This is a genomic window from Hymenobacter aquaticus (assembly GCF_004765605.1).
GTDB lineage: Bacteria > Bacteroidota > Bacteroidia > Cytophagales > Hymenobacteraceae > Hymenobacter > Hymenobacter aquaticus.
Map to the genome: position 1 here is coordinate 462173 of NZ_SRLC01000001.1, position 25538 is coordinate 487710.

The 25538-nt window shown below is 60.5% G+C and carries 23 protein-coding genes; 8 read left to right on the forward strand and 15 right to left on the reverse strand.

Going from position 1 to position 25538, the window contains the following annotated elements:
* The first annotated feature begins 184 nt into the window (after window positions 1-184).
* Window positions 185-1210: a hypothetical protein gene (locus tag E5K00_RS01890; protein WP_135461120.1), complete on the forward strand. Its 1026-nt coding sequence runs from the start codon at window positions 185-187 to the stop codon at window positions 1208-1210.
* Window positions 1211-1445: 235 nt separating this feature from the next.
* Here E5K00_RS01890 and E5K00_RS01895 read toward each other — a convergent pair whose 3' ends face one another.
* From E5K00_RS01895 to E5K00_RS01930, 8 genes are all read right to left on the reverse strand, one after another.
* Window positions 1446-2405: a transketolase family protein gene (locus E5K00_RS01895; RefSeq protein WP_135461122.1), complete on the reverse strand. Its 960-nt coding sequence runs from the start codon at window positions 2403-2405 to the stop codon at window positions 1446-1448.
* 135 nt (window positions 2406-2540) lie between these two features.
* Window positions 2541-2840, reverse strand: coding sequence for a GIY-YIG nuclease family protein (locus tag E5K00_RS01900; RefSeq protein WP_135461124.1), 300 nt, complete (start codon window positions 2838-2840; stop codon window positions 2541-2543).
* A 133-nt stretch (window positions 2841-2973) separates the two neighbouring features.
* Entirely contained in the window at window positions 2974-4374 is a 1401-nt protein-coding gene (locus tag E5K00_RS01905; RefSeq protein ID WP_135461126.1) for a vWA domain-containing protein, read from the reverse strand.
* A gap of 122 nt (window positions 4375-4496) precedes the next feature.
* Entirely contained in the window at window positions 4497-5375 is an 879-nt protein-coding gene (locus tag E5K00_RS01910) for a transketolase (RefSeq protein WP_135461128.1), read from the reverse strand.
* A gap of 397 nt (window positions 5376-5772) precedes the next feature.
* Window positions 5773-6219 carry a thioredoxin-dependent thiol peroxidase gene (gene bcp / locus E5K00_RS01915; RefSeq protein ID WP_135461130.1) on the reverse strand — a complete coding sequence of 149 codons (447 nt, stop codon included), beginning with the start codon at window positions 6217-6219 and terminating at the stop codon, window positions 5773-5775.
* A gap of 9 nt (window positions 6220-6228) precedes the next feature.
* Window positions 6229-6807, reverse strand: a complete 579-nt coding sequence (locus E5K00_RS01920) for a lipocalin family protein (RefSeq protein WP_135461132.1) — start codon at window positions 6805-6807, stop codon at window positions 6229-6231.
* Between the two features lie 179 nt (window positions 6808-6986).
* A complete protein-coding gene (locus tag E5K00_RS01925; protein ID WP_135461134.1) occupies window positions 6987-8936 on the reverse strand; it encodes a M23 family metallopeptidase in 1950 nt (649 codons plus the stop codon).
* Between the two features lie 45 nt (window positions 8937-8981).
* The gene (locus tag E5K00_RS01930) at window positions 8982-9596 is read right to left on the reverse strand and encodes a fumarylacetoacetate hydrolase family protein (RefSeq protein WP_135461136.1); all 615 of its coding nucleotides are present in this window, start codon (window positions 9594-9596) and stop codon (window positions 8982-8984) included.
* Window positions 9597-9816: 220 nt separating this feature from the next.
* Here E5K00_RS01930 and E5K00_RS01935 point away from each other — a divergent pair, with 220 nt between their 5' ends.
* From E5K00_RS01935 to E5K00_RS01945, 4 genes are all read left to right on the forward strand, one after another.
* Window positions 9817-10611 (forward strand): M48 family metallopeptidase, encoded by a 795-nt coding sequence (locus tag E5K00_RS01935; protein ID WP_135461138.1) that lies wholly within the window; start codon window positions 9817-9819, stop codon window positions 10609-10611.
* Window positions 10612-10740: 129 nt separating this feature from the next.
* The gene (locus E5K00_RS01940; RefSeq protein WP_167856715.1) at window positions 10741-11211 is read left to right on the forward strand and encodes a hypothetical protein; all 471 of its coding nucleotides are present in this window, start codon (window positions 10741-10743) and stop codon (window positions 11209-11211) included.
* Window positions 11208-11348, forward strand: coding sequence for a hypothetical protein (locus tag E5K00_RS22730; RefSeq protein ID WP_167856716.1), 141 nt, complete (start codon window positions 11208-11210; stop codon window positions 11346-11348). Before E5K00_RS01940 ends, E5K00_RS22730 begins: the two co-directional genes overlap by 4 nt.
* A gap of 99 nt (window positions 11349-11447) precedes the next feature.
* A complete protein-coding gene (locus E5K00_RS01945) occupies window positions 11448-11690 on the forward strand; it encodes a hypothetical protein (RefSeq protein ID WP_167856717.1) in 243 nt (80 codons plus the stop codon).
* Here the strand turns inward: E5K00_RS01945 and E5K00_RS01950 are convergent.
* Window positions 11671-12369 carry an alpha/beta fold hydrolase gene (locus E5K00_RS01950; protein WP_135461144.1) on the reverse strand — a complete coding sequence of 233 codons (699 nt, stop codon included), beginning with the start codon at window positions 12367-12369 and terminating at the stop codon, window positions 11671-11673. The genes E5K00_RS01945 and E5K00_RS01950 overlap by 20 nt on opposite strands.
* Before the next feature lie 150 nt (window positions 12370-12519).
* On the reverse strand, window positions 12520-13905 hold the full coding sequence (locus tag E5K00_RS01955) for a UDP-N-acetylmuramate--L-alanine ligase (RefSeq protein WP_135461146.1): 1386 nt from the start codon (window positions 13903-13905) through the stop codon (window positions 12520-12522).
* Between the two features lie 290 nt (window positions 13906-14195).
* Between E5K00_RS01955 and dnaB the strand changes: the two genes are divergently transcribed.
* Window positions 14196-16751: a replicative DNA helicase gene (gene dnaB, locus E5K00_RS01960; protein WP_245328277.1), complete on the forward strand. Its 2556-nt coding sequence runs from the start codon at window positions 14196-14198 to the stop codon at window positions 16749-16751.
* A 79-nt stretch (window positions 16752-16830) separates the two neighbouring features.
* On the opposite strand, the gene E5K00_RS23295 is transcribed toward dnaB, so the two are convergent.
* The 5 genes from E5K00_RS23295 to E5K00_RS01980 form a co-directional block, all read right to left on the reverse strand.
* Window positions 16831-17082: a hypothetical protein gene (locus E5K00_RS23295; RefSeq protein WP_394346310.1), complete on the reverse strand. Its 252-nt coding sequence runs from the start codon at window positions 17080-17082 to the stop codon at window positions 16831-16833.
* A 44-nt stretch (window positions 17083-17126) separates the two neighbouring features.
* Window positions 17127-17786 (reverse strand): HAD family hydrolase, encoded by a 660-nt coding sequence (locus E5K00_RS01965; protein ID WP_135461150.1) that lies wholly within the window; start codon window positions 17784-17786, stop codon window positions 17127-17129.
* A 167-nt stretch (window positions 17787-17953) separates the two neighbouring features.
* The gene (locus tag E5K00_RS01970; protein WP_245328185.1) at window positions 17954-19207 is read right to left on the reverse strand and encodes a pyridoxal phosphate-dependent aminotransferase; all 1254 of its coding nucleotides are present in this window, start codon (window positions 19205-19207) and stop codon (window positions 17954-17956) included.
* Window positions 19208-19432: 225 nt separating this feature from the next.
* Window positions 19433-20695 (reverse strand): PepSY-associated TM helix domain-containing protein, encoded by a 1263-nt coding sequence (locus E5K00_RS01975; RefSeq protein WP_135461154.1) that lies wholly within the window; start codon window positions 20693-20695, stop codon window positions 19433-19435.
* A 135-nt stretch (window positions 20696-20830) separates the two neighbouring features.
* A complete protein-coding gene (locus tag E5K00_RS01980) occupies window positions 20831-23350 on the reverse strand; it encodes a TonB-dependent receptor (RefSeq protein ID WP_135461156.1) in 2520 nt (839 codons plus the stop codon).
* Window positions 23351-23591: 241 nt separating this feature from the next.
* Between E5K00_RS01980 and E5K00_RS01985 the strand changes: the two genes are divergently transcribed.
* Both E5K00_RS01985 and ygiD read left to right on the forward strand, forming a co-directional pair.
* Window positions 23592-24176 carry a Crp/Fnr family transcriptional regulator gene (locus tag E5K00_RS01985; RefSeq protein ID WP_135461158.1) on the forward strand — a complete coding sequence of 195 codons (585 nt, stop codon included), beginning with the start codon at window positions 23592-23594 and terminating at the stop codon, window positions 24174-24176.
* Between the two features lie 421 nt (window positions 24177-24597).
* Window positions 24598-25485 carry a 4,5-DOPA-extradiol-dioxygenase gene (gene ygiD, locus E5K00_RS01990; protein WP_210114266.1) on the forward strand — a complete coding sequence of 296 codons (888 nt, stop codon included), beginning with the start codon at window positions 24598-24600 and terminating at the stop codon, window positions 25483-25485.
* Window positions 25486-25538 lie beyond the last annotated feature (53 nt).

The following is a 25538-nucleotide window of genomic DNA, read 5'->3' on the forward strand; positions in this document are numbered from 1 at the left end:
GGTCGGAGTTTTCCGGAGGGCTCAGGAAAGGTTTCGTGGGTGGGGCGGAGTTTTCCGGAGGGGTGGGGAAGGGTTGGTGGGGTAATGTGTATTTACGTATAGTTACAAAAAAACGTCTTTGTAAATAAGGGTCATCTCTTTAAGAAATGGTAACTTGTTGCACTTAGCATGTAAAAGAAACCAGATGAGTATATCTTTAAAAACACATAAAATGATCTGGGGGCGTTCAGGCAATATGTGCGCATTTCCTGAATGTAAGAAGGTGTTAGTTGTTGATGAAACATCAACTGATGATCCATCAGTAATTGGAGAGGAAGCTCATATTGTGGCTCAGAAGATAGATGGGCCGAGAGGTAAAAGCTCTTTGTCTCTTGATCAACGTGATAAGTATGATAATTTGATATTACTATGTAGCGTTCATCATAAAATAGTAGATGACCAGGAGAATGAATATACAGTTCAGAAACTACATGAGTTTAAGTCTACTCATGAGGCATGGGTGAAAAATAATTTAGTAGCAGACCCTAAAAGAATAAAAGACGAAGAAGTATATGCTGCGTATATTGAGCAATTTATTAAATTATCGGATCTAAACAACTGGAATATATGGACTTCCTATATGTTTGGTCCAAGTGAAATATTGCCAAAATTACAATTTGAATCGTTAAAAAGTTTGCCTGACTACATAGTGTCTCGTATTTGGCCACATAGATACAAGGAGCTTGAATCTGCTCTTATTAATTTTAAGAACGTAGTTAATGATTTGATGAAAGTATATTATGAATATCCTAAAGAGAGACCTGATGGCTACGCCGTTGAAAAGTTTTACAAACTTTATTATCGTGAAAAATATCGAGGCGACGAAGAATATAGTTTTGAGAATGAACGACGAGCTTTAGATAAGTATAATTTCCATGTGGCTTTAATCGAAGACTTATTGCTCGAATTAACAAGAGCTGGAAACTTTGTGTGTGACCAAGTAAGATCTTATATTTTTGAAGGATTTAGAATTGAAGAGGGAGCTCTATTGATCACACGGGGCGATTTTATGGGCTTTAAAACATACAGAACTGAATACAGAGGAGAAGAACGGGTAGAGTTTCCATATCCTGGATTAAGAAAGTTTATGGAGTTAAGAGAACAGAGAGACTTAGTTATAGGTACAGGAATAGATGAGGATTACTTTAGAAAGATGCCATGGGAAAGCTAAGGTAATACCATGAGGCGGCGAAGTTGATATTTAGCTTTCTAATTAAGAATGATTCTCCTATAACAAGAACGGCCCCGGCTGCATCGTGCAACCGGGGCCGTTTCAATATAACTATGACCGTCATGTCGACCAGCGGGAGACATCTCGCGTGCAACGGTAATCAGATTACTCTGGCAACGTCAGCACGCGAGATGCTTCGACAAGCTCAGCATGACGTTCTGGGGGAGCAAGAACCTTACTTCGCCTTGCGGGCCAGCACTTTCTCCACGGCTTTCACGATGTCGTTTTCCATCAGGCCGTATTTCTCCATGAGCTGGTCGGGGGTGCCGCTCTCGCCGAAGGAGTCGTTGACGGCCACCATTTCCAGGGGCAGGGGCTCCTCGCGGCTCAGCAGCTGGGCGATGCTGTCGCCGAGGCCGCCGTTCATCTGGTGCTCTTCGGCCGACACGGCGCAGCCGGTCTTGCGCACCGAGGCCAGGATGGCTTGGGCGTCGAGGGGCTTGATGGTGTGGATGTTGATGATTTCGGCGTCGATGCCTTTCTCGGCCAGGATGTGGCCGGCCAGGATGGCCTTCCATACCAGGTGGCCGGTGGCGAAGATGCTCACGTCGGCGCCTTCGTTCAGCAGTACGGCCTTGCCAATTTCGAACTTCTGGTCGGCGGGGGTGAAGTTGGGCACTACGGGGCGGCCGAAGCGCAGGTACACCGGGCCTTCGTGCTCGGCAATGGCAATGGTCGCGGCCTTGGTCTGGTTGAAGTCGCAGGGGTTGATGACCGTCATGTGGGGCAGCATCTTCATCATGCCCAGGTCTTCCAGAATCTGGTGGGTGGCCCCGTCCTCGCCCAGCGTTACGCCGGCGTGGCTGGCGCAGATCTTCACGTTCTTATCCGAGTAGGCAATGCTCTGGCGGATCTGGTCGTAGACGCGGCCGGTGCTGAAGTTGGCAAACGTGCCGGTGAAGGGAATCTTGCCGCCGATGGTGAGGCCGGCCGCAATGCCCATCATGTTGGCTTCGGCAATGCCCACCTGGAAAAACCGCTCGGGGAAGTCTTTCTTAAAGGCATCCATCTTGAGCGAGCCGGTCAGGTCGGCGGTGAGGGCCACTACGTTCGGGTTGCTTTTGCCCAGCTCGTGCAAGCCCACGCCAAAGCCGGAGCGGGTGTCTTTTGATTCGGTGTAGGGGAAATCTTTCATTCGGTATGGAAAGGGAAGTTTTGAGTTTCTTTTTGTGTCGTTGTTTCGTCCGGCAACGTTGTTTGTTCTGTCATCCTGAGCAAAGCGAAGGACCTTCCTCACCTCAGTGACCAGGCCCATTCACTGCGAAGAAGCTCACAGCTCCGCGTAATTCAAGGTCAGCCACTGCGGGTTGGCCATTTCAATCAGCGCGTCTTTTTTCGCCCGCGTCCAGCCCTTTATCTCCTTCTCGCGGGCAATAGCGCCCTCGATGTGCTCGAAAGGCTCGACGTACACCCGGTTGTAGCAAAAATAGCGGCCGGCGAAGGTGCTACGGTTGCCCCGGTTATCGAAATGCTCCTGAATACGCCGCGCTACGTCATTCGTCACGCCGGTGTAGACCGAAGTCTTGGCCGGGTTGGTGACGATGTAGACGTAGTAGCAGTGGGCAAACATTGGGGGTTAGGGCGTTGGTATCAGGCTTGGTGGAATGACAGGTTTAGGACATTGGTATCAGGCTTGGTGGGGTAGGTGAGGAAGGTCCTTCACTCCACTTCGTTTCGTTCAGGATGACAGACGAAGAAAAAGCTCATTTGTTAAACATGCTCACCGAGCTGGTCTGCCCGCTGCGAATCGTGAAGTTGCGCACGTCGGTGAACTTGCTGCCGGTGGCCGTGGCGGTGCGGAACACCAGGCGGTAGGCGCCCGGCTGCATGGGCAGGTTGATCTTGCTGCTGCCTTCGGGCAGGGTATACACCCAGGTTTGCGACTCGTCGTTGTTCAGGCGGTAGATGCTGCCGTAGCCTTTCAGGTCCGTCACGATGTTGAGCGTGCCGGGCGCGTCGTAGGTAACGGCCGTTTCCTGGCCCTGCCGGATGCTGACGCGGCGCACGATGCGGGGCAGGGTGAGCAGCTCCACTTCATAGTTGCCGGCCAGCAGCTTCTGCTTGGTGCCGAAGTTCAGGCTGACCACCGTGGCCGGGTTGCCCGCCGCCCGCACCACCGCCTGCACCTTGCCGTATGGGTTCGGCGCTATGTTCGGCGACTGTAGGACCAGCACGCCCTGGGGCGTTTTGTATGTCAGCACGTTGGCCTTGCCGGGCCGGATGGCCAGGTTCGGCTGCCGGATGGGCGGCACCGTGTTGATGACCAGGTCGTAGCTCTGCAGCGCGTCGATGTCGAGCACGTCGGGCTTGCCCTGCGCGTCGCGGTAGTGCACGTAGTTGTACTCCGGCGTTTCCGTCACGTTGTTGACGAAGGTCAGGTTCACGTTGCTTTCCACCGGCTTGCCCGCCTCGTCGGTCAGGTTCACGCTGACCGTGGTTTTGGTCAGCGTCTGGGCAATAACGTTGTCGAGCACCTGGCGGAAGGTCTTCACGTCGGCCGCGTTGTAGTACTGGCCCAGGCATTCGAGCTGCTTGCCAAACTCCTTTTCCGCCCCGATGCCGATAACGAACGGCTTGAGGAAAATCCGCTTCCGTTGCAGGGCAATGGAGGTGGCGCACGGGTCGCCTTTGCAGGATTCCAGGCCGTCGGTAATCAGAATCAGCACGTTGCGGGCGGTTTTGTCGGTCGGAAAGTCGTTAGCGGCCTGCTGCAGCGAGTAGGTAATCGGCGTGTTGCCGCGGGGCTCGATCTGCTTGAGCTTGTCCTTGATGGCCTTGGCGTTTTTGGCGGCAAAAGGCACTTCCAGGCGCGAGTCCTCGCAGTTGTTTTCCTCCTTGCCATACAGGTGGCCGTAGGGCCGCAGGGCCAGCTCCAGGTTGGGGTAGGCGTTGAGCGAGTCGGCCATCTTCGAGAGCAGACTCTTGGCTACGTCCATCCGGGCCCGGCCTTCCCAGGGCGCCATCATCGAGCCCGAGGCATCGAGCAGGAACAGGATGCGCGTCACGCGCGGCTTTTCCGGCGGCACGTTCTGGGCATGAGCTTCCGAAGCCGGCCACGCGGCCCGCAACAGCACCCAGCACAGAACGATGGTTAAGCGGCGCATACGAAACCTCACCCCCGGCCCCTCTCCACAGGAGAGGGGAGCCTGACGACTTTTGTTGAAACGACCTCCTGTAGACCTTATTGCTACCTACCGCGCCGACTGCAAGCAGCGGAATCGGTGATTTAGTAGTCCGATGCCTGCTCGACCAGCAGCTGCTGCAGCGCTTTTTCCAGCTGCTCGTCGTTCGGGGCGGTGCCGTGCCACTTGTGGGTGCCCATCATGTAGTCGACGCCGAAGCCCATCTGGGTGTCCATCAGGATCATCGTGGGCTGGCCCTGGCCGCTGAGCTTACCGGCTTCTTCCAGGGTCGGAATCAGCTGGTCGAAGTCGTTGCCGTCGGTTTCGAGCACGCGCCAGCCGAAAGCTTCGAACTTGGCGCGCAGGTTGCCCAGGTCCATGATTTCCTCGGTCGAGCCGTCGATCTGCTGGCCGTTGCGGTCCACGATGCCAATCAGGTTATCTACTTTGTGGTGGGGGGCATACATGGCCGCTTCCCACACCTGGCCTTCCTCCAGCTCGCCGTCGCCCATGAGCACGTACACGAGGCCGTTGTCGCCGTTGAGTTTCTTGGCCTGGGCCGCGCCGATGGCCACGCTCATGCCCTGGCCCAATGAGCCCGAGGCAATGCGGATACCGGGCAGGTGCTCGTGGGTGGCGGGGTGGCCCTGGAGGCGGGAGTTGAGCTTGCGGAAGGTAGCCAGCTCACTCACCGGGAAGTAGCCCGAGCGGGCCAGCACCGAGTAGAACACGGGCGAAATGTGGCCATTCGACAGGAAAAACAGGTCTTCGCCTTCGCCTTGCATGCTGAAGCTGGGGTTGTGCTTCATGATGCGGAAGTACAGGGCGACCAGCAGATCGGTGCAGCCGAGCGAGCCGCCGGGGTGGCCCGAGTTGACGGCGTGCACCATGCGCACGATGTCGCGGCGCACCTGGGCCGCAGTTTGCTTCAGCTCCGCCACGCTCTTGGGCGCGGTGGCGGTAAGGGTATTTTCCTGGGACATGGAGAAATAAGGAAGAGGGTTTAGGCTGGCAAAGGTAACGGTCTTGGCGAAGCCGCCCAGCCTAAGCGCCAAGGCTTCTTACCGCAACCGTTCACGATAGGCGGGTTTTTAAGGTGCTCAGGTGCTAATGTGGGGTAATGGGCTAGTTCTTAATGTGGGGAATGTGGGGAGAATGTGAGAAATGTGGCTGAATGCGGGGAATGTGAGAAATGAAGTTCTGTCATTCTGAGCGTGCGAAGGACCTTCCTCTTTTGGGTTACAAGCCTTGGTAAACGCACAAAGCCCTTTACCATCAGCGTGGTAAAGGGCTTTGTCACGTTGGCAAAAGCTATAGTGGGGTAGGCGAGGAAGGTCCTTCGCAAGCTCAGGATGACAGAATAAACGACACTGCCGACACCTAAATCAGCTGTGCCGCGTGGTTCTTGGTGTCTACTTTCTCGATGACCTTCTCGATGATGCCCTGCTCGTCGATCAGGAAGGTGTGGCGCATGGTACCCATGTACTTGCGGCCGTACATGGATTTTTCCTGCCACACGCCGTAGGCTTCCACGATTTTCTTGTCGGTATCGACCAGCAGGGGGAAGGGCAGCTCGTACTTCAGGGCAAACTTCTGGTGCGACTTGCCGCTGTCGATGCTCACGCCGATAACCTGCACGTTTTTGGCCGTCAGCTCTTCCTGATGGTCGCGCAGGTTGCAGGCCTGGGCCGTGCAGCCGGGCGTATCGTCTTTGGGGTAGAAGTAGAGGGCGACTTTCTTGCCGCGCAAATCTTGCAGACGGATCAGGTTGCCGTCCTGGTCGGGGGCTTCGAAGTCGGGGGCGGGGGTGCCGGGGGTGAGGGCCATGCGGAGCAGTTACGGTTTGTCGGTGATGGGTTGGGGCGTAAAAATCAGGTTTTCCGTCGGAAAACCCAGCGAATGGGCCAGCCCCACGAGCCGGTCGCGGATGGGGCGCTCCAGGTGGGGCGTGCGGCACAGCAGCCACAGGTTCTGGCGGCTGGGCTCCCCCACCAGGGCGTAGCGGTACTCCGGGTCGTGGTCCAGAATCCAGTAGTCGCCCTCGAAGGGCCAGAAAAAGCTCACCCGCAGCTTGGCGTTGGTTTTGGTGTCGACGATGCGGGCCGTGCCCTGCACCGATTCTACCGGGCCGTTCACGTCTTCCTGGTGGCAGGTATTCAGCACCGACACCTTGCCGTTGGGCAACAGCTTGTAGCGGGCCGTGACATGCTCGCAGCCTTTCTCGAAGCGCGTGGGCAGGCGGGCTATTTCGTACCAGAGCCCCATGTAGCGGTGTACGTCGACGTGGGGCGCCACGGGCAGCGGGGCGTAGAGCTTGCGGCGGATGTAGGTGTAAGCGGCAATGCCGGTGGCAAGGGTAGCCGCGGCGGCCCCGAGAATAACCGGTTGGCGGCGTTTGAGCAGATTGTTGGCCATTGGAGTCAGGTGTAAGAGCAGTAGCGCGAACGGTGTAGTCCGCGTGGCAGAACGAAAATCGTTGTGAAGGCGCGGGGTACGCGAACTACACAGTTCGCGCTACCGGTTTACGGGCAGACCTGTTGAGAAGATACCGAACAAAAAAGGCGGACCCTGCGGCCCGCCTTTCCCGGCAATTTCTACAGATTAAAGCTCAGCACCTTTTCATTGCCGGCCTGGTCGGTGATGCGTAGCGTGGCCGGGCCGCGCAGGGGCGGGCCCACCGTGTCGCGGGGCTCGGTGAAGAGCGTGGAGTTCTTGTACTCGTAGCGCAGCAGCCGGAACCGCCCACCCACCAGCAGCGTGTAGCTGTTCAGGCCCGAGAGGTTGTCGCCGACCTGGAAGGTAAGCCCGCCGGGGCCGCGCTTCACCAGCCGGGCCGAGGGCGGAATCGTGTCGGAGAAAATGCGGAACTGCCCGAACACCTTGGCCGGAAACGTCACCTGGTTGCCTTCCCACTTGCCGCCCACGTAGCTGCGGCCCCCGCGGGCATTCACCAGATACACGGCCGAATGCTCCTTGTCGGCCACTTCCGCCGGGGGCTTGAGCGTGACGCGCAGGGGCAGATACAACGACTGGCGCGGGCTGTGCACCGTCCAGGCGCCGTCCTTGTAGCTGGTTTGCAGGTACAGGGTGTCGAACAGCGTCTGGGGCGCGAAGCTCAGGTTCAGGAAGTTGTCGGCGTAGCCCTGCTCGGTGCCGGCCGGAATCAGGGCCTGCCGGTCGAAGCGCTTGGTGACGGTGCCGAACCGGATGGAGTCGGGCAGGCCGGCGCGCAGGTCGTAGAGGTACACGTTCTGGCTCTGGGTCGTGTAGCTGGGCTTGAGCTCCAGGCGGCGGGAGCCGCGCAGCAGCACGGCGTTGCCGCTTTGCCGGGCCGTGTCGGGGTCGGCGGCAATGACCTTGAGGATGTTGCGGGTTATTTCCCAGCGCAGGGCCGGCTTTTTCACCGCCGCGCTCCGGGTTTTGGTGTACTCCGGCTTCCGGCCGCGCAGCACGAACGAGAGGGGCGTGGTGTTGCCGTAGGAGTCGCTCATCAGCACTTCCACGGCATAAATCTGGCCGTCTTCCACCCGCAGCTTGCCCTTGCCGGGGCCGGTGGTGTACATGGTCAGGTCGTTGCCGTCGTCCACGAACAGCTTTTGCAGGGTGCGGCCCTGGGTCATCATCCACTCGTAGTCCACGTGCTGGTTCACGGTGCGCGTGCCGGTGGGGAAGGGCACGTTGTCGACCACGTGCGAATACAGCGGCTGCCCGTTCACCTTGACTTCCACCTTCTGCAGGCCGTTCTTGTTCCAGGCGTTATCGTACCGGTCGAAGGCTTGCAGCAGCACGCCCACGGTGCCGTAGGCATTGATGGTGTCGGGCCAGGTGGTGGCCACGCCGGCCGCCGGAGCCACTTTGGGCACGAACACGGCCTTGTCGAAGCGGCCCTGCACCCGGGCCTCGATGGTCAGCGGCTCCACGGCAAAGGCCTGCAATGTGGGGGCCACGTGGTCCTGAATTTCGCTGAAGCCGCCCCACTGCAAGGGGTTGAGCTGGTTGTCCTGGGCGTCGCGCACTTCCCAGTGCACGTGCGGGCCGGCCGAGCCGCCGGTGTTGCCCGAAAGGGCCACCACTTCGCCGCGCTTCACCGGAAACTGGTCCTTGTTGAAGAACAGCTCCAACTCGTAGGTTTGCTTTTCGTACTGCTTTTCCCGCAGAAAAGCCGCCGCCGGCCCCTGAAACTGGTTCAGGTGCCCGTACACGGTGGTCAGCCCGTTGGGGTGGGTGATGTAGAGCACGTTGCCGTAGCCGAAGGCCGACTGCTTCAGGCGCGAAATGTAGCCGTCGGCCGAGGCGTAGACCGGCAGATCCGTGCGGCCGTCGGTTTTGATGTCGAGGCCGCCGTGGAAGTGGTTGGGGCGCAGCTCGCCCATGCTGGCGGCCAGAAAGTTGGGCTGCCCGGGCTTGATGGGAAACAGAAAGTAGCCCGGGGCCACCGCCGGCCGGGGCGCGCCGCCAGCCGGCTTGGGCTTCCGCAGCGAATCGGCCTCCTGGCCGGCCATGGGGGCGGGGCGCAAGCTCATGGTGGTGAGCAGCGTGAGCAATAAAACGGAGGTTTTTCCCCGCAAAGATGGATGCAGCACTCGACTTTACTTTACCGCCAGTTCCAACACCTTCTCGTCCTCCAGGTAGCCCGTAAGCTGGTCGCCAATCTGCACGGGCCCCACGCCGCTGGGCGTGCCAGTAAAGATTAAGTCCCCCATTTTCAGGGTGATAAAGCGCGAAATGTAGGCAATCTGGGCCGCGAAGTTGTGCAGCATCATGCCCGAGTTGCCGCGCTGCTTCACTTCGCCGTTCACTTCCAGGTGGAAGTTGATGTTGGCCAGATCGGCAAACTCGGCTACCGGCTTAAACGTGGGCGACAAAGGCGCCGAGCCGTCGAAGCCTTTGGCCAGGTCCCAAGGCAGGCCCTTGGTCTTGGCCTTGCTTTGCAGGTCGCGGGCCGTGAAGTCGATGCCCAGGCCGATGGCGTCGAAGTAGGTGTGGGCAAACTTGGGGTCGATGTTCTTGCCATTTTTGCTCACGCGCAGCACCAGCTCGATTTCGTGGTGAATGTCGGTCGAGAAATCGGGGTAGAAGAAGGGCATGCCGCGCTGCAGCAGGGCGGTTTCGGGCTTGGTGAAGATGACGGGCTCGTCGGGCGTTTCGTTGTTTAGTTCGGCAATATGTTCGGCGTAGTTGCGGCCGATGCAGAGTATTTTCATGGAGGAGAAGTCGAGAGGAAAAAGGTATTTGGCCAAAAATAGCGGTTATTCGCGGCCCAGAAAATCAAAATGCCGCCTACGTAACGTCGGCCGCCGCCGTTGGAATGCCCGGGCCTAAACATTTTACCCGCCGCTCGTCGTATAGCAGCCCAATAGGCCGCGGCAGCCACCGTTGGGTTTTGCCGCGCCGCGCTTCCGTCCTCTCTAACTTCGACGCCACATGATCAAGAAGCTCCTGCTGGCCGGCTGCCTGTTCGCCGCCGCCGCCTGCTCTACCGTCCCGATTACCGGCCGCCGCCAGCTCAGCCTGGTTTCCGACGCCGAAATCAACGCCCTGGCCACGCAGCAGTACCAGGAAGTGCTCAAAACCAGCAAGCTTTCCTCCGATGCCAACTCGGTAGCCATGGTGCGCCGCGTGGGCCAGCGCATCCAGCAGGCCGTCGAAACCTATTTCCGCAGCCAAAATCAGCAGGACCAGTTGGCCGGCTACGCCTGGGAGTTCAACGTTATTGACGACAAGCAGGAAAACGCCTGGTGCATGCCCGGCGGCAAAGTGGCCGTCTACACCGGCATTCTGCCCATTACCCAGGATGAAAACGGCCTGGCCGTAGTTATGGCCCACGAAATTGCCCACGCCGTGGCCAAGCACGGCTCGGAGCGCATGAGCCAGGGCCTGCTCCAGCAGGCCGGCGGCCAGGCGCTGTCGGCGGCCCTTTCCACCCGGCCCGAAGCCACGCAGCAGCTGGCTTTGCAAGCGTTTGGCGTCGGTAGCTCGGTGGGGCTGCTCAAGTACGGCCGCAACCAGGAGTCGGAAGCCGACCACCTGGGCCTGATCTTCATGGCGATGGCCGGCTACAACCCCGACGGCGCCATTACGTTCTGGCAGCGCATGGACGCCCGCGAAAACCAGGCCTCGCCGCCCGAGTTCCTCTCGACTCACCCCTCCAACGGCACCCGGATTGCGGATATTCAGCGCGAATTGCCCGAAGCCCGTAAGTATTACAAAGCCCGCTAACTCCTCCTGGGCTGCTGCCCACCGCTGATGAAGTTCTCCCCCCGTTCTGTTTTCTATATTGCCCTGCTGGCCCTGCCCGTCCTGGGAACTTTGTCGTCCTGCGAAACAACCAAAAGGGGGTTTCCGGAGATGAGCTCCCCGTCTACCAACGCCGAGGAAGACGCGGCCCGCCGTAAGCGGGAAGGCACCAGCACCCAGCTGGCCCGCCTCAACGAAGGCAAGGTAGAGTACATCATGCCCCGGGCCCAGCTGGCTACGGCCTTTATCCGGGAGTTCAACGACGGTACCGTGGTCGACAAAACCATGATCCGCAAGGTGCAGGAAAGTGCCAAGGATAAGCCCATTTACTACCTGGTAGGCATGGGCCTGCGCGACGGAATGTTCCGCTCGATGGCCATTCCGCTCATCACTTCTTCCGACCAAAGCCTATACCTGAGCTCCAACGCCGAGCGGTATACCATTACCAGCGTGGGCTGCTCGTTCTGCTACTTTTCCTTCGAGAAAAACCAGATTACCGGCACCACCTGCGGCGACAACAGCGGCGGCAGCCGCTGCGACCTGGTGGTGGAAAACAGCAACAATCTGTTTCGCAAACGATGAACCGCAAGTGGCTTCTGCGCCTGGGCCTTACCGCCCTGGCCCTGCTCGTAACCACCGACCGGCGCCGGCCCAAGCCGCCGCCCGCCGCGCCGCCGAAGCCGAAGGACCCGCACGAAAAAGACCCGCTACGCACGTAGCGGGTCTTTTTTGCGTAGTTTAGCCTTGTAGCGGTTGAGGCTACGCAGAAAATAATGCGCTATACCTGGGTAGTAATCAGTGCGGTTTGCGGAGCAGGTATGAACACGCTGCTCTTATTCACCACCCCGTTTCTCGTGACCTGGGGAGCCCCCAAGATTCCCGGCCACGCCCGGCTGGTTACCCTGTTTCTCTCCCACCCGATTGACCCGGAGCGGGGAAACAGCGGCGCGGCGTGGTTCGGGCTGAGCGTGCTGAACGGGGCCGCGTGGGGCATCGGGCTCTACGGCGGCTACTGCCTGCTGCGCGCGGGCTGGCGGCGTGTCAGGCCGCGCCTTGGATAAGCCGGCGGATGCGGAGTGCCAGCTCGTCGGGATTCACGCGCTCCAGCGGGTGGGGCGTGTTCATCAGGATTTCGAAAGTAGCCTGGGGCAAGTAGGAGGCGAAGAGCGAGGACGCATCCACGCCGGCCGTTTTGTCGAGCTCCCCCACCAGAATCTGCACCGGAATGCTGATTTTGGTGAGCCGGGCCGGCGTCAGGGGCGGCTGCTCGCTCAGGCTGGTCAGCAGCTGGCGGGTGGCCTGCACCACGGCCTGCCAGTCGGTAGGGGCGTGGGTCTGGGCGAGCTGCTCGGCAAACTGAGGCACTTTCTCCTGCATCACGGCCACGTCCAGCATCCGGGTTTCGGCTCCCAGGGTTTCCGGCGACCAGTCGAACTTGGTGCCCAGCGTCGTTACGGTTTTAATCAGGCCGGGGGCTTCAGCGGCGGCCAGCAGGGCCACGTAGCCGCCCATGCTGAAGCCGAAAACGTGGACGGCCCCCAAATTATGCTCTTGGATGTAGCCGATTACCTCCCGGGCAAAGGCCGGCACGCTGAACTGCGCCGGCTCAATTTCCCGGCCCCCGTGCCCGCTAAACGAAAACGTGTGCACCTGGAAGTACTGCGACGAGTCGCGGGCCAGGCCGCGTAGCTGCTTGTCCGAGCCCAGCGCGCCGTGCAGGAGCAGGAGGTGTTCTTTCATAGTTTGGGGGAGGAGGAGAGGAGAATAAAAAGAACGTCATTCCGAGCGAAGCCGAGGAATCTCGCGTGGCTTCGTTTGATTACTAATCATACGTCAGCACGCGAGATTCCTCGACTTCGCTCGGAATGACGACCAAATTAGAAATTCTATCTACTTCGTGACTTCCGCCGCCAGCTGGGCCAGGTCCAGGCCGTCGAAGGTGCCGGAAGACATCATCAGCAGGTTGGCGTCCTGCCAGCGTTGCTGGTGCAGAAACTCGGCCAGGGCCTTGCTGTCGGTGAATACTTTCAGGTCGGGGCGCTGGAAGGCTTGCTGCACGGCCTCGGCGGGCAGGGCGGGCAGGCGCTTGTGCTCCAGCACGTGGGGGTTGAAGTAGACCACGGCCACGTCGGGCGCGTCGAAGGTGTGGGCGTACTGGGGCAGAAAAGCCGGGTTCAGCGAGCTGAAGGTGTGCAGCTCCAGGCAGGCTACCAGGCGGCGCTTCGGGAATTGCTGCTTAAAGGCCGTAGCCGTGGCCTTGAGCTTGGACGGGGCGTGGGCAAAGTCCTTGTACACCACCGACGACTGGCCTTCGCGCACCAGCTCCAGGCGGCGGGCCGCGCCTTTGAAGGTCGCCAGCGCCTCGTAGAAGTCCTTGCCCTTGATGCCCAGCTGCTTGCAGACTTCCTTGGCGGCCGAGATGTTGCGCAAATTATGCTCGCCAAACACCTGAATCGGCACTTCCTCGTCCTTCTTGGTGATGAGCACCGTTTTGCCGTGGCGCACTTTGTTTTCGTGCGGGCCGTAGCCGATGTACTGCACGTCGGAGCTGGTGGGCACGGTCACGAGCTGCACCTGCTCGTCGTCGCGGTCATAAATGAGCACGCCGGCTTTGGGCGTCATCTCGGCGAAGATGCGGAACTGCTCCCGGTAGTCTTCCTCGGTCGGAAATACGTTGATATGGTCCCAGCTGATGCCCGAAATAACCCCGATGTGGTGCTGGTAGAGGTGGAACTTGGGCCGCCGGTCGATGGGCGACGACAGGTACTCGTCGCCCTCGATGATGATGATGGGCGCGTCTTCGGAAAGCTGTACCATCAAGTCGAAGCCTTCGAGCTGGGCGCCCACGGCATAGTCGAACTTGCGGTTGTGGTGGCGCAATACGTGCAGAATCAGCGAGGTAATGCTGGTTTTGCCGTGCGAGCCGCCGATGACCACGCGCTGCTTGTCCTTGGAGGCCTCGTAGATAAACTCGGGGAAGGAGTAGATGCGCAGCCCCAGCTCCTGGGCCCGCAGCAGCTCGGGGTTGTCGGCCCGGGCGTGCATGCCCACGATGACGGCGTCGAGCTCGGGCGTTACTTTCTCCGGAAACCAGCCTTCCTGGGCGGGCAGCAGGCCGGCGGCGGCCAAGCGGCTTTTGGCGGGCTCAAAGATTTCGTCGTCGGAGCCAGTAACCTGAGCACCACGGCGGTGCAGGGCCAGGGCCAGGTTGTGCATGATGCTGCCACCGGTGGCAATCAGGTGCAGACGCTGGAGAGAAGTGGGCGTTGGAGCCATTCAAATTAAACTAAAACGGGGCGGATGGGCTTTAAGGGCCGGGCGGCAAAGGTAATAAACCGGGGCCGTTGTACCGGGGCCGGAGGGCGAAGCGTAGCGAGTGAAGGCCGGGGAAGATACCGAAAAGAAAGGATGGGGCGCATCGGATAATGTGCGGTAGAGCCCGTAGCTTTGTGCCCCTTTTGCGTTAGATTTGCTGAGTACCGATGAATGACCGGATGGATGACCGCCTAAAACAATCTGCCTCGCGGGCCAAAGCCGCCTGGAACAGCCGCCCCCCGCAGCTGTCCATGGGCACGCCTTCGGGTAAGCTCCCGCCCCAGGCGCGCGAGCTGGAAGCCGCTGTTTTGGGTGCCCTCATGCTGGAGAAGGATGCCCTGACCACTGTTATTGACATCCTCAAGCCCGAGAGCTTCTACGACGAGAAGCACCGGCGCATCTTCAAGGCTATCCTGAATCTGTTCGACAAGTCGGAGCCAATTGACATCCTGACCGTAACCCACGAGCTGCGGGAAATGGGCGAGCTGGAAGCCGGCGGCGGGGCCCATTTCGTGGCCAACCTCACCTTCAAGGTGAACTCGGCGGCCAACATCGAGTACCACGCCCGCATCATCACCGAAAACGCCATTAAGCGGGAGCTGATCAACATTGCCAGCACCATTCACCGCGACGCTTTCGAGGACACGACCGACGTATTTAACCTGCTCGACAGCACCGAGCAAGCCCTGTTTGAGGTTTCGGAATCCAACATCCGCAAGAACTTCGACGACATGCGCAGCCTGATGGGCAAGGCCATCAAGGAGCTCGAAGAAAAGAAAAACCAGAAGGACGGCCTCACCGGTGTGCCCTCCGGCTTCTCGGCCCTCGACCGGGTTACCTCCGGCTGGCAACCGTCTGACCTGGTGATTATTGCGGCTCGCCCGGGCATGGGTAAGTGCTTAGGAAAAGGCACCAAAGTGCTGATGTATGACGGCACGCTGCGCAACGTGGAAGACGTGCGCGAAGGTGAGCTGCTGATGGGCGACGACTCGACGCCGCGCCGGGTGCTGAATATTGCCCGGGGTCGGGAACGGATGTACTGGGTGCGCCAGAACAAGGCCGAGGCCTACCGCGTCAACGAAAGCCACATTCTCTCGCTCAAGCGCAGCCGCACTGAGGGCCCGCACCGCCACGGCGACGTGCTCAACATCACCGTGAAGGACTGGCTGAGCAAGTCGGCCAAGTTCCGCTCGAACTACAAGGGCTATAAAGTGCCGGTAGAGTTTGCCGCGCAGGACGTTTCGGTTGATCCGTATTTCCTGGGCGTGTGGCTCGGGGATGGGGCTTCCGACAACTGCCGCATCACCGGCCAGGACCCGGAAATCATCGACTACCTGCACGAGTACGCCGAGGCGCTGGACATGCAGGTAACGGTGGGCGTGGTGGCTAACCGCTGCAACAGCTACGGCATCACCCGGGGCCGGCAGGGTGGCAGCATCGCGCAGTATTCGCTGCAGGATGAGCTGCGGCAGCTGGGCGTGCTGGGCAATAAGCATATTCCCCAGCAGTACCTGAGCAACTCGACCGAGAGTCGCCTGCGGTTGCTGGCCGGCCTGATTGACTCCGACGGCCACCTCGACCCGGTGAGCAATGGCTACGAAATCACCCAGAAAAACCACCGCCTGGCCCGGCAGATTAAGTTTCTGGCCGACTCGCTGGGCTTCCGCACCTCGCTGAAGAAGAAGCGGGCTGCCATCAGCAGCATCGGCTACGAAAGTGAGGTATTCCGGGTGCGGATCTACGGCGACATCAACCGGGTGCCGGTGCGGGTGCAGCGGAAGAAGGCTCAGCCCTGGGCCAGCAAGGTCGATTGGCGCATGACCGGTATTTCGGTGGAATTCGATCAGGAAGACGACTACTACGGCTTCGCCATCGACGGCAACCGCCTGTTCCTGCTCCAGGACATGACGGTGACCCACAACACTGCCTTCGTAGTCTCGGCGATGCGCAACGCGGCCGTGGACCACAAAAAGGCGGTGGCGATTTTCTCGCTGGAAATGTCCTCGATTCAGCTCGTGAATCGTCTGATTTCGGCCGAGGCGGAGCTGGACTCGGAGAAAATCAAGAAGGGCAACCTGGCCGACTACGAGTGGGCCCAGCTCAACCACAAGATTGCCGGCCTGTCGTCGGCCCCGATTTACATCGACGACACGCCGGGCCTGAGCATCCGGGAATTGCGCACCAAGTGTCGCCGCCTCAAGGCCCACCACGACATCCAGATGATCATCATCGACTACCTGCAGCTGATGACGGGTAACTCGGATGGGGGTAAGGGCGCCGGCAACCGCGAACAGGAAATTGCCTCGATTTCGCGGGCTCTGAAGGGTATTGCCAAGGAATTGAACGTGCCGGTGCTGGCGCTGTCGCAGCTTTCCCGCTCGGTGGAAACCCGGGGCGGCGACAAGAAGCCCCAGCTTAGTGACCTTCGCGAATCGGGCTCCATCGAGCAGGACGCCGACATGGTGGTGTTTCTGTACCGCCCGGAGTACTACAAGATTACGGAGGACGAGATGGGCAACCCGACCCAGGGCACCGGTGAGGTGATTATTGCCAAGCACCGGAACGGCTCCCTGGAAACGGTTCAGCTCAAGTTTATCGGCAAGTTCACCAAGTTTGCCGACCTCGACGGCGGCGGTTTCGGCATGGACGCCGAGTACAACACCGGCGCCTTCCCGGCCAGCACCTTCGACGACGAGCCCGGCTTCGCGCCCAACACCATTCGGCTGGGCAGCAAGATCAACGAGGGCGGCCCCGGGCCGGTACCCTTCCCGAAAAGCAACTTCGGCAACGACGACCCGCCGTTTTAAGCGGTGGTCTAGCCAACAGAAAAGCCTCCTGCATTACACGGGAGGCTTTTTGTTTGGCTGGAAGGAGCGTTTCGAACCCCTAAAGTATGGCTTCGGACGCCCTCGAAACCCTATCGGACGGTCCTGAAACCACATCGGACAGTCCCGAAACCATATCGGACGGTCCCGAAACCCTATCGGACAGTCCTGAAGCCATATCGGACGGCCCCGAAACCCTATCGGACGGTCCTGAAACCACATCGGACAGTCCCGAAACCCTATCGGACGGCCCCGAAACCCTATCGGACAGTCTCGAAACCCTATCGGACGGTCCTGAAACCCTATCGGACACCCCAAAAAGGCTTCGGACACTCTTGAAAGCGCTTCGGACGACCTTTAGGCATTGGCGATGATGCGCTTGATGGCCTCGGCCCGGAAGTCGGGGGCGAAGTGCAGGATGTTGGGTAAGTGGGTAAACTCCTGCTGCTCGTGCGTCGTGGTCAGGATGACGGCTTTCATGCCGGCGTTGAGGGCGGCTTCGGCGCCTTTGGGCACGTCTTCGAAGACGAGGCAGTCGGCTGGGGCAACGCCGAGCTGGTCGGCGGCTTTGAGGAAGGTTTCGGGGTGGGGCTTGCTGCGCGTCACGTCGTCGGCGCTGACGATGGCCCGGAAGTAGTGCCGGATGCCGAGGGTATCGAGGACGAAGTTGATGTTGAAGGGAATGGCGGCCGAGCCGATGGCCATCGGAATGCCGTGCTGGTGAGCCCGCTCCAGAAACTCGGCCAGGCCGGGCAGCAGGGCCAGGTGGGGGCGGAAGTCCTCCTGGTAGCGCTGCTCTTTGCGCAGGGCCAGCTCGTCCATTTCGGCCTCGGTGAACCGGTCGGGGCCGAACACGCGCACCAGCACTTCCTGGTTTTTGCCGTACATCTGGGGCTTGACTTCCTCGCGGGTGAAGTGGCCGCCCAGCTCGTGGTTGAAGATGTGGTGCCAGGCATTGGTATGATAGTCCATGTCGTGAATCATGGTACCGTTCAAGTCAAACAGGAATGCTTGCATCGGGGAGGGGTACAAAAAGTTGGGGCAAACCTTGCGGCCTGCCCCAGCTTTTATTTGGTAAGTAGGAGTGTAGAGACGCGTATTCGCGTCTCAATCGTCCGCGCCGTTGTTAACCCGAACGATTATCGTTCAACGACGAGACGCAACTATGCGTCTCTACAGCAGGGTTATTTCAACACATCCAGGGCCTCTTTCAGGCGGGGCAGGGCGGCTTCCATGCTTTCCAGGGAAGCGCCGCCCACCGACATGCGGAACCAGGTCGAGGTTTCGTCGGTGCCGAAGGCACCGAAGGGCACCACGGCCAGGCGGGCCCGGGAAATGAGGTAGAAGGTAATGTCCTTGTTGGTCGCCAGCAGCTTGCCCTCGGGCGTGGTTTTGCCGATGGCGTTGATCTGGGCCGTGAGGTAGATGGCGCCCTGGGGCACGACGGCATCGACGGGGTAGCCCTGCTTTTTCAGGTCCTGCAAGCCGTTGTACAAGGCATCGAGGCTGCGCTGTACTTTCTGCTTGAAGCCGGCCAGAAACTCGTCGACGGCGGCCCCTTGTTTCAGGTACTTGGCGGTGGCCACCTGCTCGGCCTTGGGCGCCCAGGCCCCCACGTGGCCCAGAATAGACTTCATCTTGTCGATGACGGTGCTGGGGCCGAAGGCGTAGCCCACGCGCACGCCGGTGGCGGCAAAGCACTTGGAAATACCGTCGATGTAGATGACGTAGTCGCGCAGCTCGGGCCGCAGGTTGACCGGGTCGTAGTGCTGGGTTTCCCCGAAGGTCAGCATCCAGTAGATCTGGTCGTACATGATGTACAGGGGCTTTTCGCCGGCGGTGCGGGTCTTGTTTTCGGCAATGACCAGGTCGCAGATGGCCTCCAGGTCTTCGCGCGAAAATACGGTGCCGGTGGGGTTCAGCGGGGAGCACAGGGCCAGTAGAGTGGCACCCTTCAGGTGGGGTGCTACCTCAGCGGCGGTGGGCATGAAGTTGTTTTCCACCGTGGTTTCGACCATCACCGGCTCGGCGCCGGAGAGGTGGCAGTAGTGGTTGTTGTTCCAACTGGGCACGGGGAACACCACTTTGTCGCCGGGGTCAATCAGGGCCAAATACGTGGCGTAGATCAGGGGCCGGGAGCCGCCGGCCACCAGGATGTCGTTGACGGAGTAGGTGAGGCCCAGCCGCTCGGTGGTGAATTCGGCTACGGCCGTGCGCAGGTCGGCCATGCCGTTGGCAGGCGGGTAGTTGGTGTTGCCGGCCGCGTAAGCCGCCGCAATTTCAGCTTGCAGCTCGTCGGGAATAGGATAGATTTTCGGATCGAAGTCGCCGATGGTGAGGTTGCAGATTTCCTCGCCCTTGCGGATCATGTCATTTACCTCATTGCCAATCTTGATAATTTCGGAGCCAATCAGGCTGCCGGCCATTTTAGAAACCATAATAATGTCTGTTGTTAGGGTTGTCCTGTTGTTGGGTTTTGCGCCAAATATAGGGGCGCGGCGTTATGCACGCCGGAATTAATTCGCGCGGCGCTACAATTTCTAACGGCCGCCGCCGCTGCCGGCCCGCCGCCCACCCGCAAAACCGCCTCAGCTGCCGAAAGCATAGGGGCCCGAACAACGGCGGTTGCTCGGGCCCCGGGGAAGATATTCGCGCTAAAGGGCTTAGACGGCCACGGCGGCGGGCTTCAGCTGCTTTTTCTTGCTCTTGCGCAGGCGGCTGAGCCACATAATCACGCCCGTAACCGGGAAGGTGACGCCCAGCAGGCACACCACTACCGCTACGATTTTCGAGGGCGTACCAAAGATGGCGCCCGTGTGCATGGGCTTGAAGGTGCGCCGCACCCGCTGGCCCAGGTTGCGGTCCTCGAAGTTGAGCCGGCCCAGGGGGCGGCCGGTGTACTGGTCGAGGTAGAGCTCATCGGTGGCCCCTTCGTAGGCCGCGTTGGCCGAGGTGGTGTTCACGCGCACGGCCTCGGTCGAGTCTTTGGGCCAGGCAATGGCGTAAGACAGGGCCCCGGGCACCTGCCGCCGGGCCACGATGTAGGCCTGGTCGAACGTGAGCTGGCCGCCGCTGAGCACCAGCGTCGACTTGGGGGCCTCGGGGCCTTTGGGGTCGGAATTGGTGACGGCGAAGATGCCGTTGTTGAACCACTCAAACGACCAGGCCAGGCCGGTGAAGGCAAACACGAACAGGAACAGGGCGCTGTAGAAACCCAGCACGACGTGCAAGTCGTGGTTGAGGCGCTTAAAGCTGGCGTCCCACTTCATGGTCATGCGCTGCCGCACGGCTTTGCGCGTCGCGGGCCACCACAGCACGAGGCCGGTGCCGATAATGAACAGGAACAGCAGCGTGCTGACGCCCACCACGAGCTTGCCCACGGGCCCGCCCACCATGCCGCGGTGCAGGGCCATCATGGTGAAGAAAAACGTGTCCCGGTAGTTCAATTTGTCGAGTACGGCGCCGGTGTAGGGGTTCAGGTAGAACACCGGGCCGCGGCCCCCTTCGCCCCCGCCTTTACCCTTGTCGGTCTTGCCTTTTTCGCCCTGCGGACCGTGGCCGGCCCCGCCTTGCTCAGCGCGGCTTTTGCCGCCCGCCGCTTTGCCTTCCCGGCCGCCCTCGGGCTTACCGCCGGGGCTGCCCGGCCCGCCCGCCAGGCTGATTTCCACGGTGCGGGTGGGATCGGCGTACACTTTCACGCCCCCGATTTTGGCCTTGGGGTCGGTGGCTTGCACGGCTTGCACCAGCTGGGCCAGGGGCAGGCGCTGCTGGGTGGCGGGCGGCGTCACGAAGAACCGCGCGGGGTGCCAGGCCTGGTCCAGCTCTTTTTCAAACACCAGCACGCCGCCGGTAAAGCAGACAATGGCAATGACCAGGCCCGAGGCCAGGCTGAGGTAGAGGTGAAGGTTGCGAAACAGAATTTTCATAGAGACAAACGGAGTCGGAAAGACAGAGAATGGGGCCGGAACCGGCGGGTTGACCTCAGCCCGGAGGGTAACAGTTGCAGCTGAAACCTCCCGGACCTGGGTCACTCACCAATTCACTCATTCACTCATTCACAGTTATAACCGGTAGCTGGCCGTGGCCGAGAAGTTGCGGGGGGCAATGGGGTTCACGCTGTTGTCGTCGTGCAGGTTGTAGCTCAGCTCGTTGAGAATATTGGCCAGCTTCACCCGCACCGACAGCCGGTCGTAGGTATAGCCCAGGGAGGCGTCGAATTGGGTGTAGTCGGGGATGCGGATCAGCTTGAAGGCGTCGGCGGTGGCCCAGGCTTTGCCCGTGCTGGGGTCCACGAGGCGGGTATTGCGGCCGGCCAGCTTGTCGCCCACGTAGTAGGTGGTGATGCCCGCATTCAGGCCGCGCAGGAAGCTGTGGCCCCCGAAGGCGCTGCTGAAGGCGTAGTACAGGCTCAAGTTGGCGGTGTGGGCCGGGTTGTAGCGCAGGCGGCTGCCGTTTTCGTAGATATTGCTGTTGGTGTAGGCCGTGTGGTTGTAGCTGTAGCCCGTAATAACCGACCAGCCCATCATCGGCTTGCTCTGCACGTCAATTTCCACGCCCTTGCTGGTTACCTCGCCGGCCATTTCCTGGGCCGTGGGACGGTTCTGGTTATAGTTGGCCGCGCCCGGCAGGATGGTCTGGGTCTGGTTGCTGTTCACGATGCGGTAGGCCGTCACGTTGGCCGACAACGCGCCTTTGAACAGGTCATTCTTGAGGCCCACCTCGTACTGGTCGATGACGGAAGGCGCCAGGGGCTTGCCGTCGGCATCGAAGGAGCTGGCCGAGGTGTTGGGCACGAACGAGTTGGAGTAGGAGGCAAACAGCGACATCGTCTTAAGGGGCTGGAACACCAGGCCGAGGCGGGGCGAAAAGGCGTTGTCGTAGCGGGTTTTCGCCTCGGTGGCCGTAATCTTCTGCACGCCGTTCACCGGGGCGTCGTAGGCGTAGGTCGTCACGGGCGTTTCGAGGTAGCTCCAGCGCACCCCGGCCAGCAGCTTCACCTGCTCCGAAATAGCCAGCAAATCCTGGGCGTAGAAGCCGGCCCGGCGGGTGCTGCCCAGCGTCCGGGAGCTGAACACGAGCTGGTCGTAGCCGCTGACGCGCTTGGCCGGCGCCGGCACCGCCCTGCTGCGGTCCAGCACGTTGATGGAGTCAAAGGCCTGGGCCCCGTAAGTCAGCGCGTTGGTTTGGTACTGGTCGGCATCGGCGCCCACCAGCAGGGTGTGGCCCAGCCAGCCGGTGCGGAACTTGCCGGTCAGGTCCAGCTGGGCCAGGTAGTAGTTCTCGGCCGTTTGGGTGCGCGAGAGGCTACGCTGCCAGTTGCCGTAGAGCTGGGGCCGCGCATACACCGTGCTGACCTTCGTAGTCGAATTGGTCTTGGTAATCGTGCCGTTGTTGATACCCGTGGGGCGGTTGCCGGTCCGCTGCTCGTTGTCGTAGCGCTGGAAGCCGCCGGTGGCCCGCAGCTGCCAGGCGTCGGTCAGGCGGCTGGTGAGCGTGGCGGTGGTGCTCGTTTGATTAGTGGTATTCTTCGCGCCGGGCACGTTCAGGAAGCGGCTGCGCGAGTCCAGGATGTTGTAGTCGATGGCGCCGACGCCGAAGTCGGGCGTGCGGTTGTCGCGCAGGTAGTCGCCTTCCAGCACCAGGGTCGTTTTCGGGCTCAGCTCAAAGAGCAGCGAGGGGTTCACGTACACGCGCTGCGAGGTTACCTCGTCGCGGAAGCTGTTGGCTTTTTCGAACGAGCCGTTCAGACGAAACGCTACTTTGTCGCTCTGACCCACGGCCCCGTACACGTCGACCATCGGTTTCCAGAAGCCAAAGGAGCCCCCGCGCAGCCCCACCGAGCCGCCCCGCTCAAACTGCGGCTTCTTGGTTACCAGGTTCAGCACGCCCCCGGCGGCCACGTTGCCGTAGAGAATGGCGGCGCTGCCCTTCAATACTTCCAGGCGCTCCAGGGCGCTGGCTTCGGGCATCACGCCGTTGTTGAAGCGCACCCCGTTCTTAAAGGTGTTGTTCGAGCCGTAGGCAAAGCCCCGGCTGCCCAGCTCTTCCTGGGTGCCGCCGGTGGTGCTGGTCACGTACAGGCCGCTCACGTTCACCAGCGCGTCGCTCAGCCGCAGTACCTGCTGCTGCTCCAGCACCTGCCGGTCGATGGTAACGGCCGCCTGGGGCAAATCGAGCGGGGCAACGGGCATTTTGCCAATGGTCGTCGGGCGCTGGTTCAGGCCGCGCTGCCCGGTGATTTGTACTTCAGCCAACTCGTGCTTGTTGACGGCCAGGGTGATGGTAGGCAGTGTGGTCGTCTGGCCCGCTACCACCGTCACCGCCGTTTCCTGGGTTACGTAGCCCAGGCCGCTGATGTGCAGCAGCTGGGAGCCCGCTTCGGCTTTAAGTTTAAAGCTACCATCGGCCGCGGTATTCACGCCGGTACCGGCCTTTTTTAGGCTCACCGAAATGTTTTCCAGAGGCGCGCCGTCGGTGCCCACCAGCTTTCCCGCAATCAAGCCGCTTAGCGTCTGGGCCCAGCTGGTAGCCGGTAAAAAGAAGGTCAGCAGCAAAAGCGAAAGCAGGATGGAGCGGTGCATAGTTATTTAGAATGATTCAATTTAAGGCAAAGGTGGGGCTAGTTTAGAATTGTTCCAAATAAAAATATCGGTTTTTTAGAATGAATCCAGATTACCCGGCTGACTGCTGCGCCCGGGCGGAGAGCGGCGGCCAGGAATTTCGCCCGCCGCGCGCTGATTCTGAGAAAGTAACGCGGGGGCTGCGGTGCTTTCCGGCGGCCGGCGTAAACTTGTGGCTACCCTGGCTGCTTTTTTCGTTTCGATGCTGGCTCACCTTAAATCGTACCTGCAAGCCAAGCTGCCGCTGACCGACGAGCAGTTTGCCACCCTGGCCCGCACCCTGCTGCCCCGGGAGCTGAAGCGGCAGCAGACGCTGGTGCGGCAGGGCGAGGTGGGGCGCTACGGCGCCTTCGTCACGCAGGGCTGCCTGCGCAGCTTCGTGGTCGACCGCAAAGGCAAGGAACACGTGCTACAGTTTGCGCCCGAAAACTGGTGGATAGCCGACCAGCACGGCCTGATCCACCACGAGCCGGCGCTGTTCTCCATCGACGCGCTGGAAGATTCGCGGGTGCTGCTCTTCGGCCCCGACTTCTACCAGCAACTGCCCCAACTCGGCCCGCCGTTCCAGAGCTTTTTCTACGAGTTGCAGCAAAACAGCCTGCAAGCCATGCAGAAGCGCCTGATTGCCACGCTCAGCGCCCCGGCCGAGGAGCGCTACCTGGAGTTTATCCGCACCTACCCGTCGTTGGCCCAGCGCCTGCCCCAGCGCCTGATTGCCGCGTACCTGGGCATCACGCCCGAGTCGCTGAGCCGCATCCGCAAGGAGCTGAGCCGCGGAGAGGGGTAATGTGCTCAGGTGCTACTGTGTTTTGAATGTGCTAAATGTGAGGAATGTGGAGGAATGTGCTGAATGTGAGAAATATGAAAAATGTGGGGAATGTGTCCTTGCGAGCTTGCGAAGCAATCCGCCCTCTGAAATGTGCTCAGCCTTCTGAATGTGAAAAGGCCTTTCTGGGTAAAGGTCATTGGTCACCAGCAGAGGACGGATTGACGCCGCTTGATGCGCGGAATGTCCTGCCTCCTCGCAAAGACACATTTCCCACATTCCTCACATTCCTCCACATCTAGCACATTTCTCACATTCCTCCACATTCAAAACACATTCCCCCACATTAGCCCTGAGCACATTCCCTTTCTTACCATACATCAAGGCGGCGGGGCTGGGGGAGGGGTAATTTTGGAGGTACTTTTATATAAAAGAGAGCCGGATGAACCGCCAGTCCTTTCTGAAAACGCTGGCCATTCTGCCTTTCGCCTCCGCCATGAACCTACACGACCTTCATAAAACCACTACTTCCTTCGCCAAAACCGAGCGGATGCCCGTGCTCTTCGTGGGCCACGGCTCCCCGATGAATGCGCTGGAAGACAACGCCTTTACCCGCCGCATGCAGCAGCTGGGCCAGGAAATCCGGCGGCGCCAGCTGCCCCAGGCCATTCTGGTGGTGTCGGCCCACTGGCTTACCCGGGGCACCTTTGCCGGCCTAAACGAGCAGCCCGAAACTATCCACGACTTTGGGGGCTTCCCGCAGGAGCTGTTTGCCATGCAGTATCCCGCGCCCGGCGCGCCCACATTTGCCCAGTCCATCATCGAGCACGTGCAGGGTGTGCACGGCTCCCACGACTGGGGCCTCGACCACGGCACCTGGACCATCCTGCACCACCTGTTTCCGGCAGCCGACATTCCGGTGTTTCAGCTCAGCCTGGACGCCACCAAATCCATGCAGCAGCACTACGACCTGGCCCGGCAGCTGCGGTTTCTGCGCGACCGGGGCGTGCTGATTATCGGCAGCGGCAACGTGGTGCACAACCTGCGCCAGAGCATGCCCAAGCTCATGCTGGGCGACGCGACGCCCTACGACTGGGCCATTGAGTTTGACGAGTGGGTGAAAGCCAGGCTCAACCAGCGCGACTTCGCCAGCCTGGTCAACTACCAGCAGCTCAGCGGCGCCAGCGGGCAGCTCGCCGTGCCCACCACCGACCATTATCTGCCGCTGCTCTACAGCCTGGGCCTGGCCGATAAGGACGAGGACATCACCCACACGTTTGAGGAAGTGAGCTACGGCGGGCTGAGCATGCGCACGTTTGTGGCCGGCTAAGCCGCCCCGCCTTTCCGAATGCTACCGCCCGGCTCCGTTGCAAACGAAGCCGG

Excerpts from the sequence above, each read along its gene's own strand:
- dnaB (WP_245328277.1), top strand. The coding sequence starts at position 14,196 with ATGGGCACGCCTTCGGGTAAGCTCCCGCCCCAGGCGCGCGAGCTGGAA.
- E5K00_RS01945 (WP_167856717.1), top strand. The coding sequence starts at position 11,448 with ATGAACACGCTGCTCTTATTCACCACCCCGTTTCTCGTGACCTGGGGA.
- E5K00_RS01910 (WP_135461128.1), bottom strand. The coding sequence starts at position 5,375 with ATGTCCCAGGAAAATACCCTTACCGCCACCGCGCCCAAGAGCGTGGCG.
- E5K00_RS01895 (WP_135461122.1), bottom strand. The coding sequence starts at position 2,405 with ATGAAAGATTTCCCCTACACCGAATCAAAAGACACCCGCTCCGGCTTT.
- E5K00_RS01975 (WP_135461154.1), bottom strand. The coding sequence starts at position 20,695 with ATGAAAATTCTGTTTCGCAACCTTCACCTCTACCTCAGCCTGGCCTCG.
- E5K00_RS01900 (WP_135461124.1), bottom strand. The coding sequence starts at position 2,840 with ATGTTTGCCCACTGCTACTACGTCTACATCGTCACCAACCCGGCCAAG.
- E5K00_RS22730 (WP_167856716.1), top strand. The coding sequence starts at position 11,208 with ATGAACCGCAAGTGGCTTCTGCGCCTGGGCCTTACCGCCCTGGCCCTG.
- E5K00_RS01935 (WP_135461138.1), top strand. The coding sequence starts at position 9,817 with ATGATCAAGAAGCTCCTGCTGGCCGGCTGCCTGTTCGCCGCCGCCGCC.
- E5K00_RS01905 (WP_135461126.1), bottom strand. The coding sequence starts at position 4,374 with ATGCGCCGCTTAACCATCGTTCTGTGCTGGGTGCTGTTGCGGGCCGCG.
- E5K00_RS01970 (WP_245328185.1), bottom strand. The coding sequence starts at position 19,207 with ATGGTTTCTAAAATGGCCGGCAGCCTGATTGGCTCCGAAATTATCAAG.
- E5K00_RS01980 (WP_135461156.1), bottom strand. The coding sequence starts at position 23,350 with ATGCACCGCTCCATCCTGCTTTCGCTTTTGCTGCTGACCTTCTTTTTA.
- E5K00_RS01890 (WP_135461120.1), top strand. The coding sequence starts at position 185 with ATGAGTATATCTTTAAAAACACATAAAATGATCTGGGGGCGTTCAGGC.
- E5K00_RS01985 (WP_135461158.1), top strand. The coding sequence starts at position 23,592 with ATGCTGGCTCACCTTAAATCGTACCTGCAAGCCAAGCTGCCGCTGACC.
- E5K00_RS01955 (WP_135461146.1), bottom strand. The coding sequence starts at position 13,905 with ATGGCTCCAACGCCCACTTCTCTCCAGCGTCTGCACCTGATTGCCACC.
- E5K00_RS01930 (WP_135461136.1), bottom strand. The coding sequence starts at position 9,596 with ATGAAAATACTCTGCATCGGCCGCAACTACGCCGAACATATTGCCGAA.
- ygiD (WP_210114266.1), top strand. The coding sequence starts at position 24,598 with ATGAACCGCCAGTCCTTTCTGAAAACGCTGGCCATTCTGCCTTTCGCC.
- bcp (WP_135461130.1), bottom strand. The coding sequence starts at position 6,219 with ATGGCCCTCACCCCCGGCACCCCCGCCCCCGACTTCGAAGCCCCCGAC.
- E5K00_RS01940 (WP_167856715.1), top strand. The coding sequence starts at position 10,741 with ATGAGCTCCCCGTCTACCAACGCCGAGGAAGACGCGGCCCGCCGTAAG.
- E5K00_RS01950 (WP_135461144.1), bottom strand. The coding sequence starts at position 12,369 with ATGAAAGAACACCTCCTGCTCCTGCACGGCGCGCTGGGCTCGGACAAG.
- E5K00_RS01965 (WP_135461150.1), bottom strand. The coding sequence starts at position 17,786 with ATGCAAGCATTCCTGTTTGACTTGAACGGTACCATGATTCACGACATG.
- E5K00_RS01920 (WP_135461132.1), bottom strand. The coding sequence starts at position 6,807 with ATGGCCAACAATCTGCTCAAACGCCGCCAACCGGTTATTCTCGGGGCC.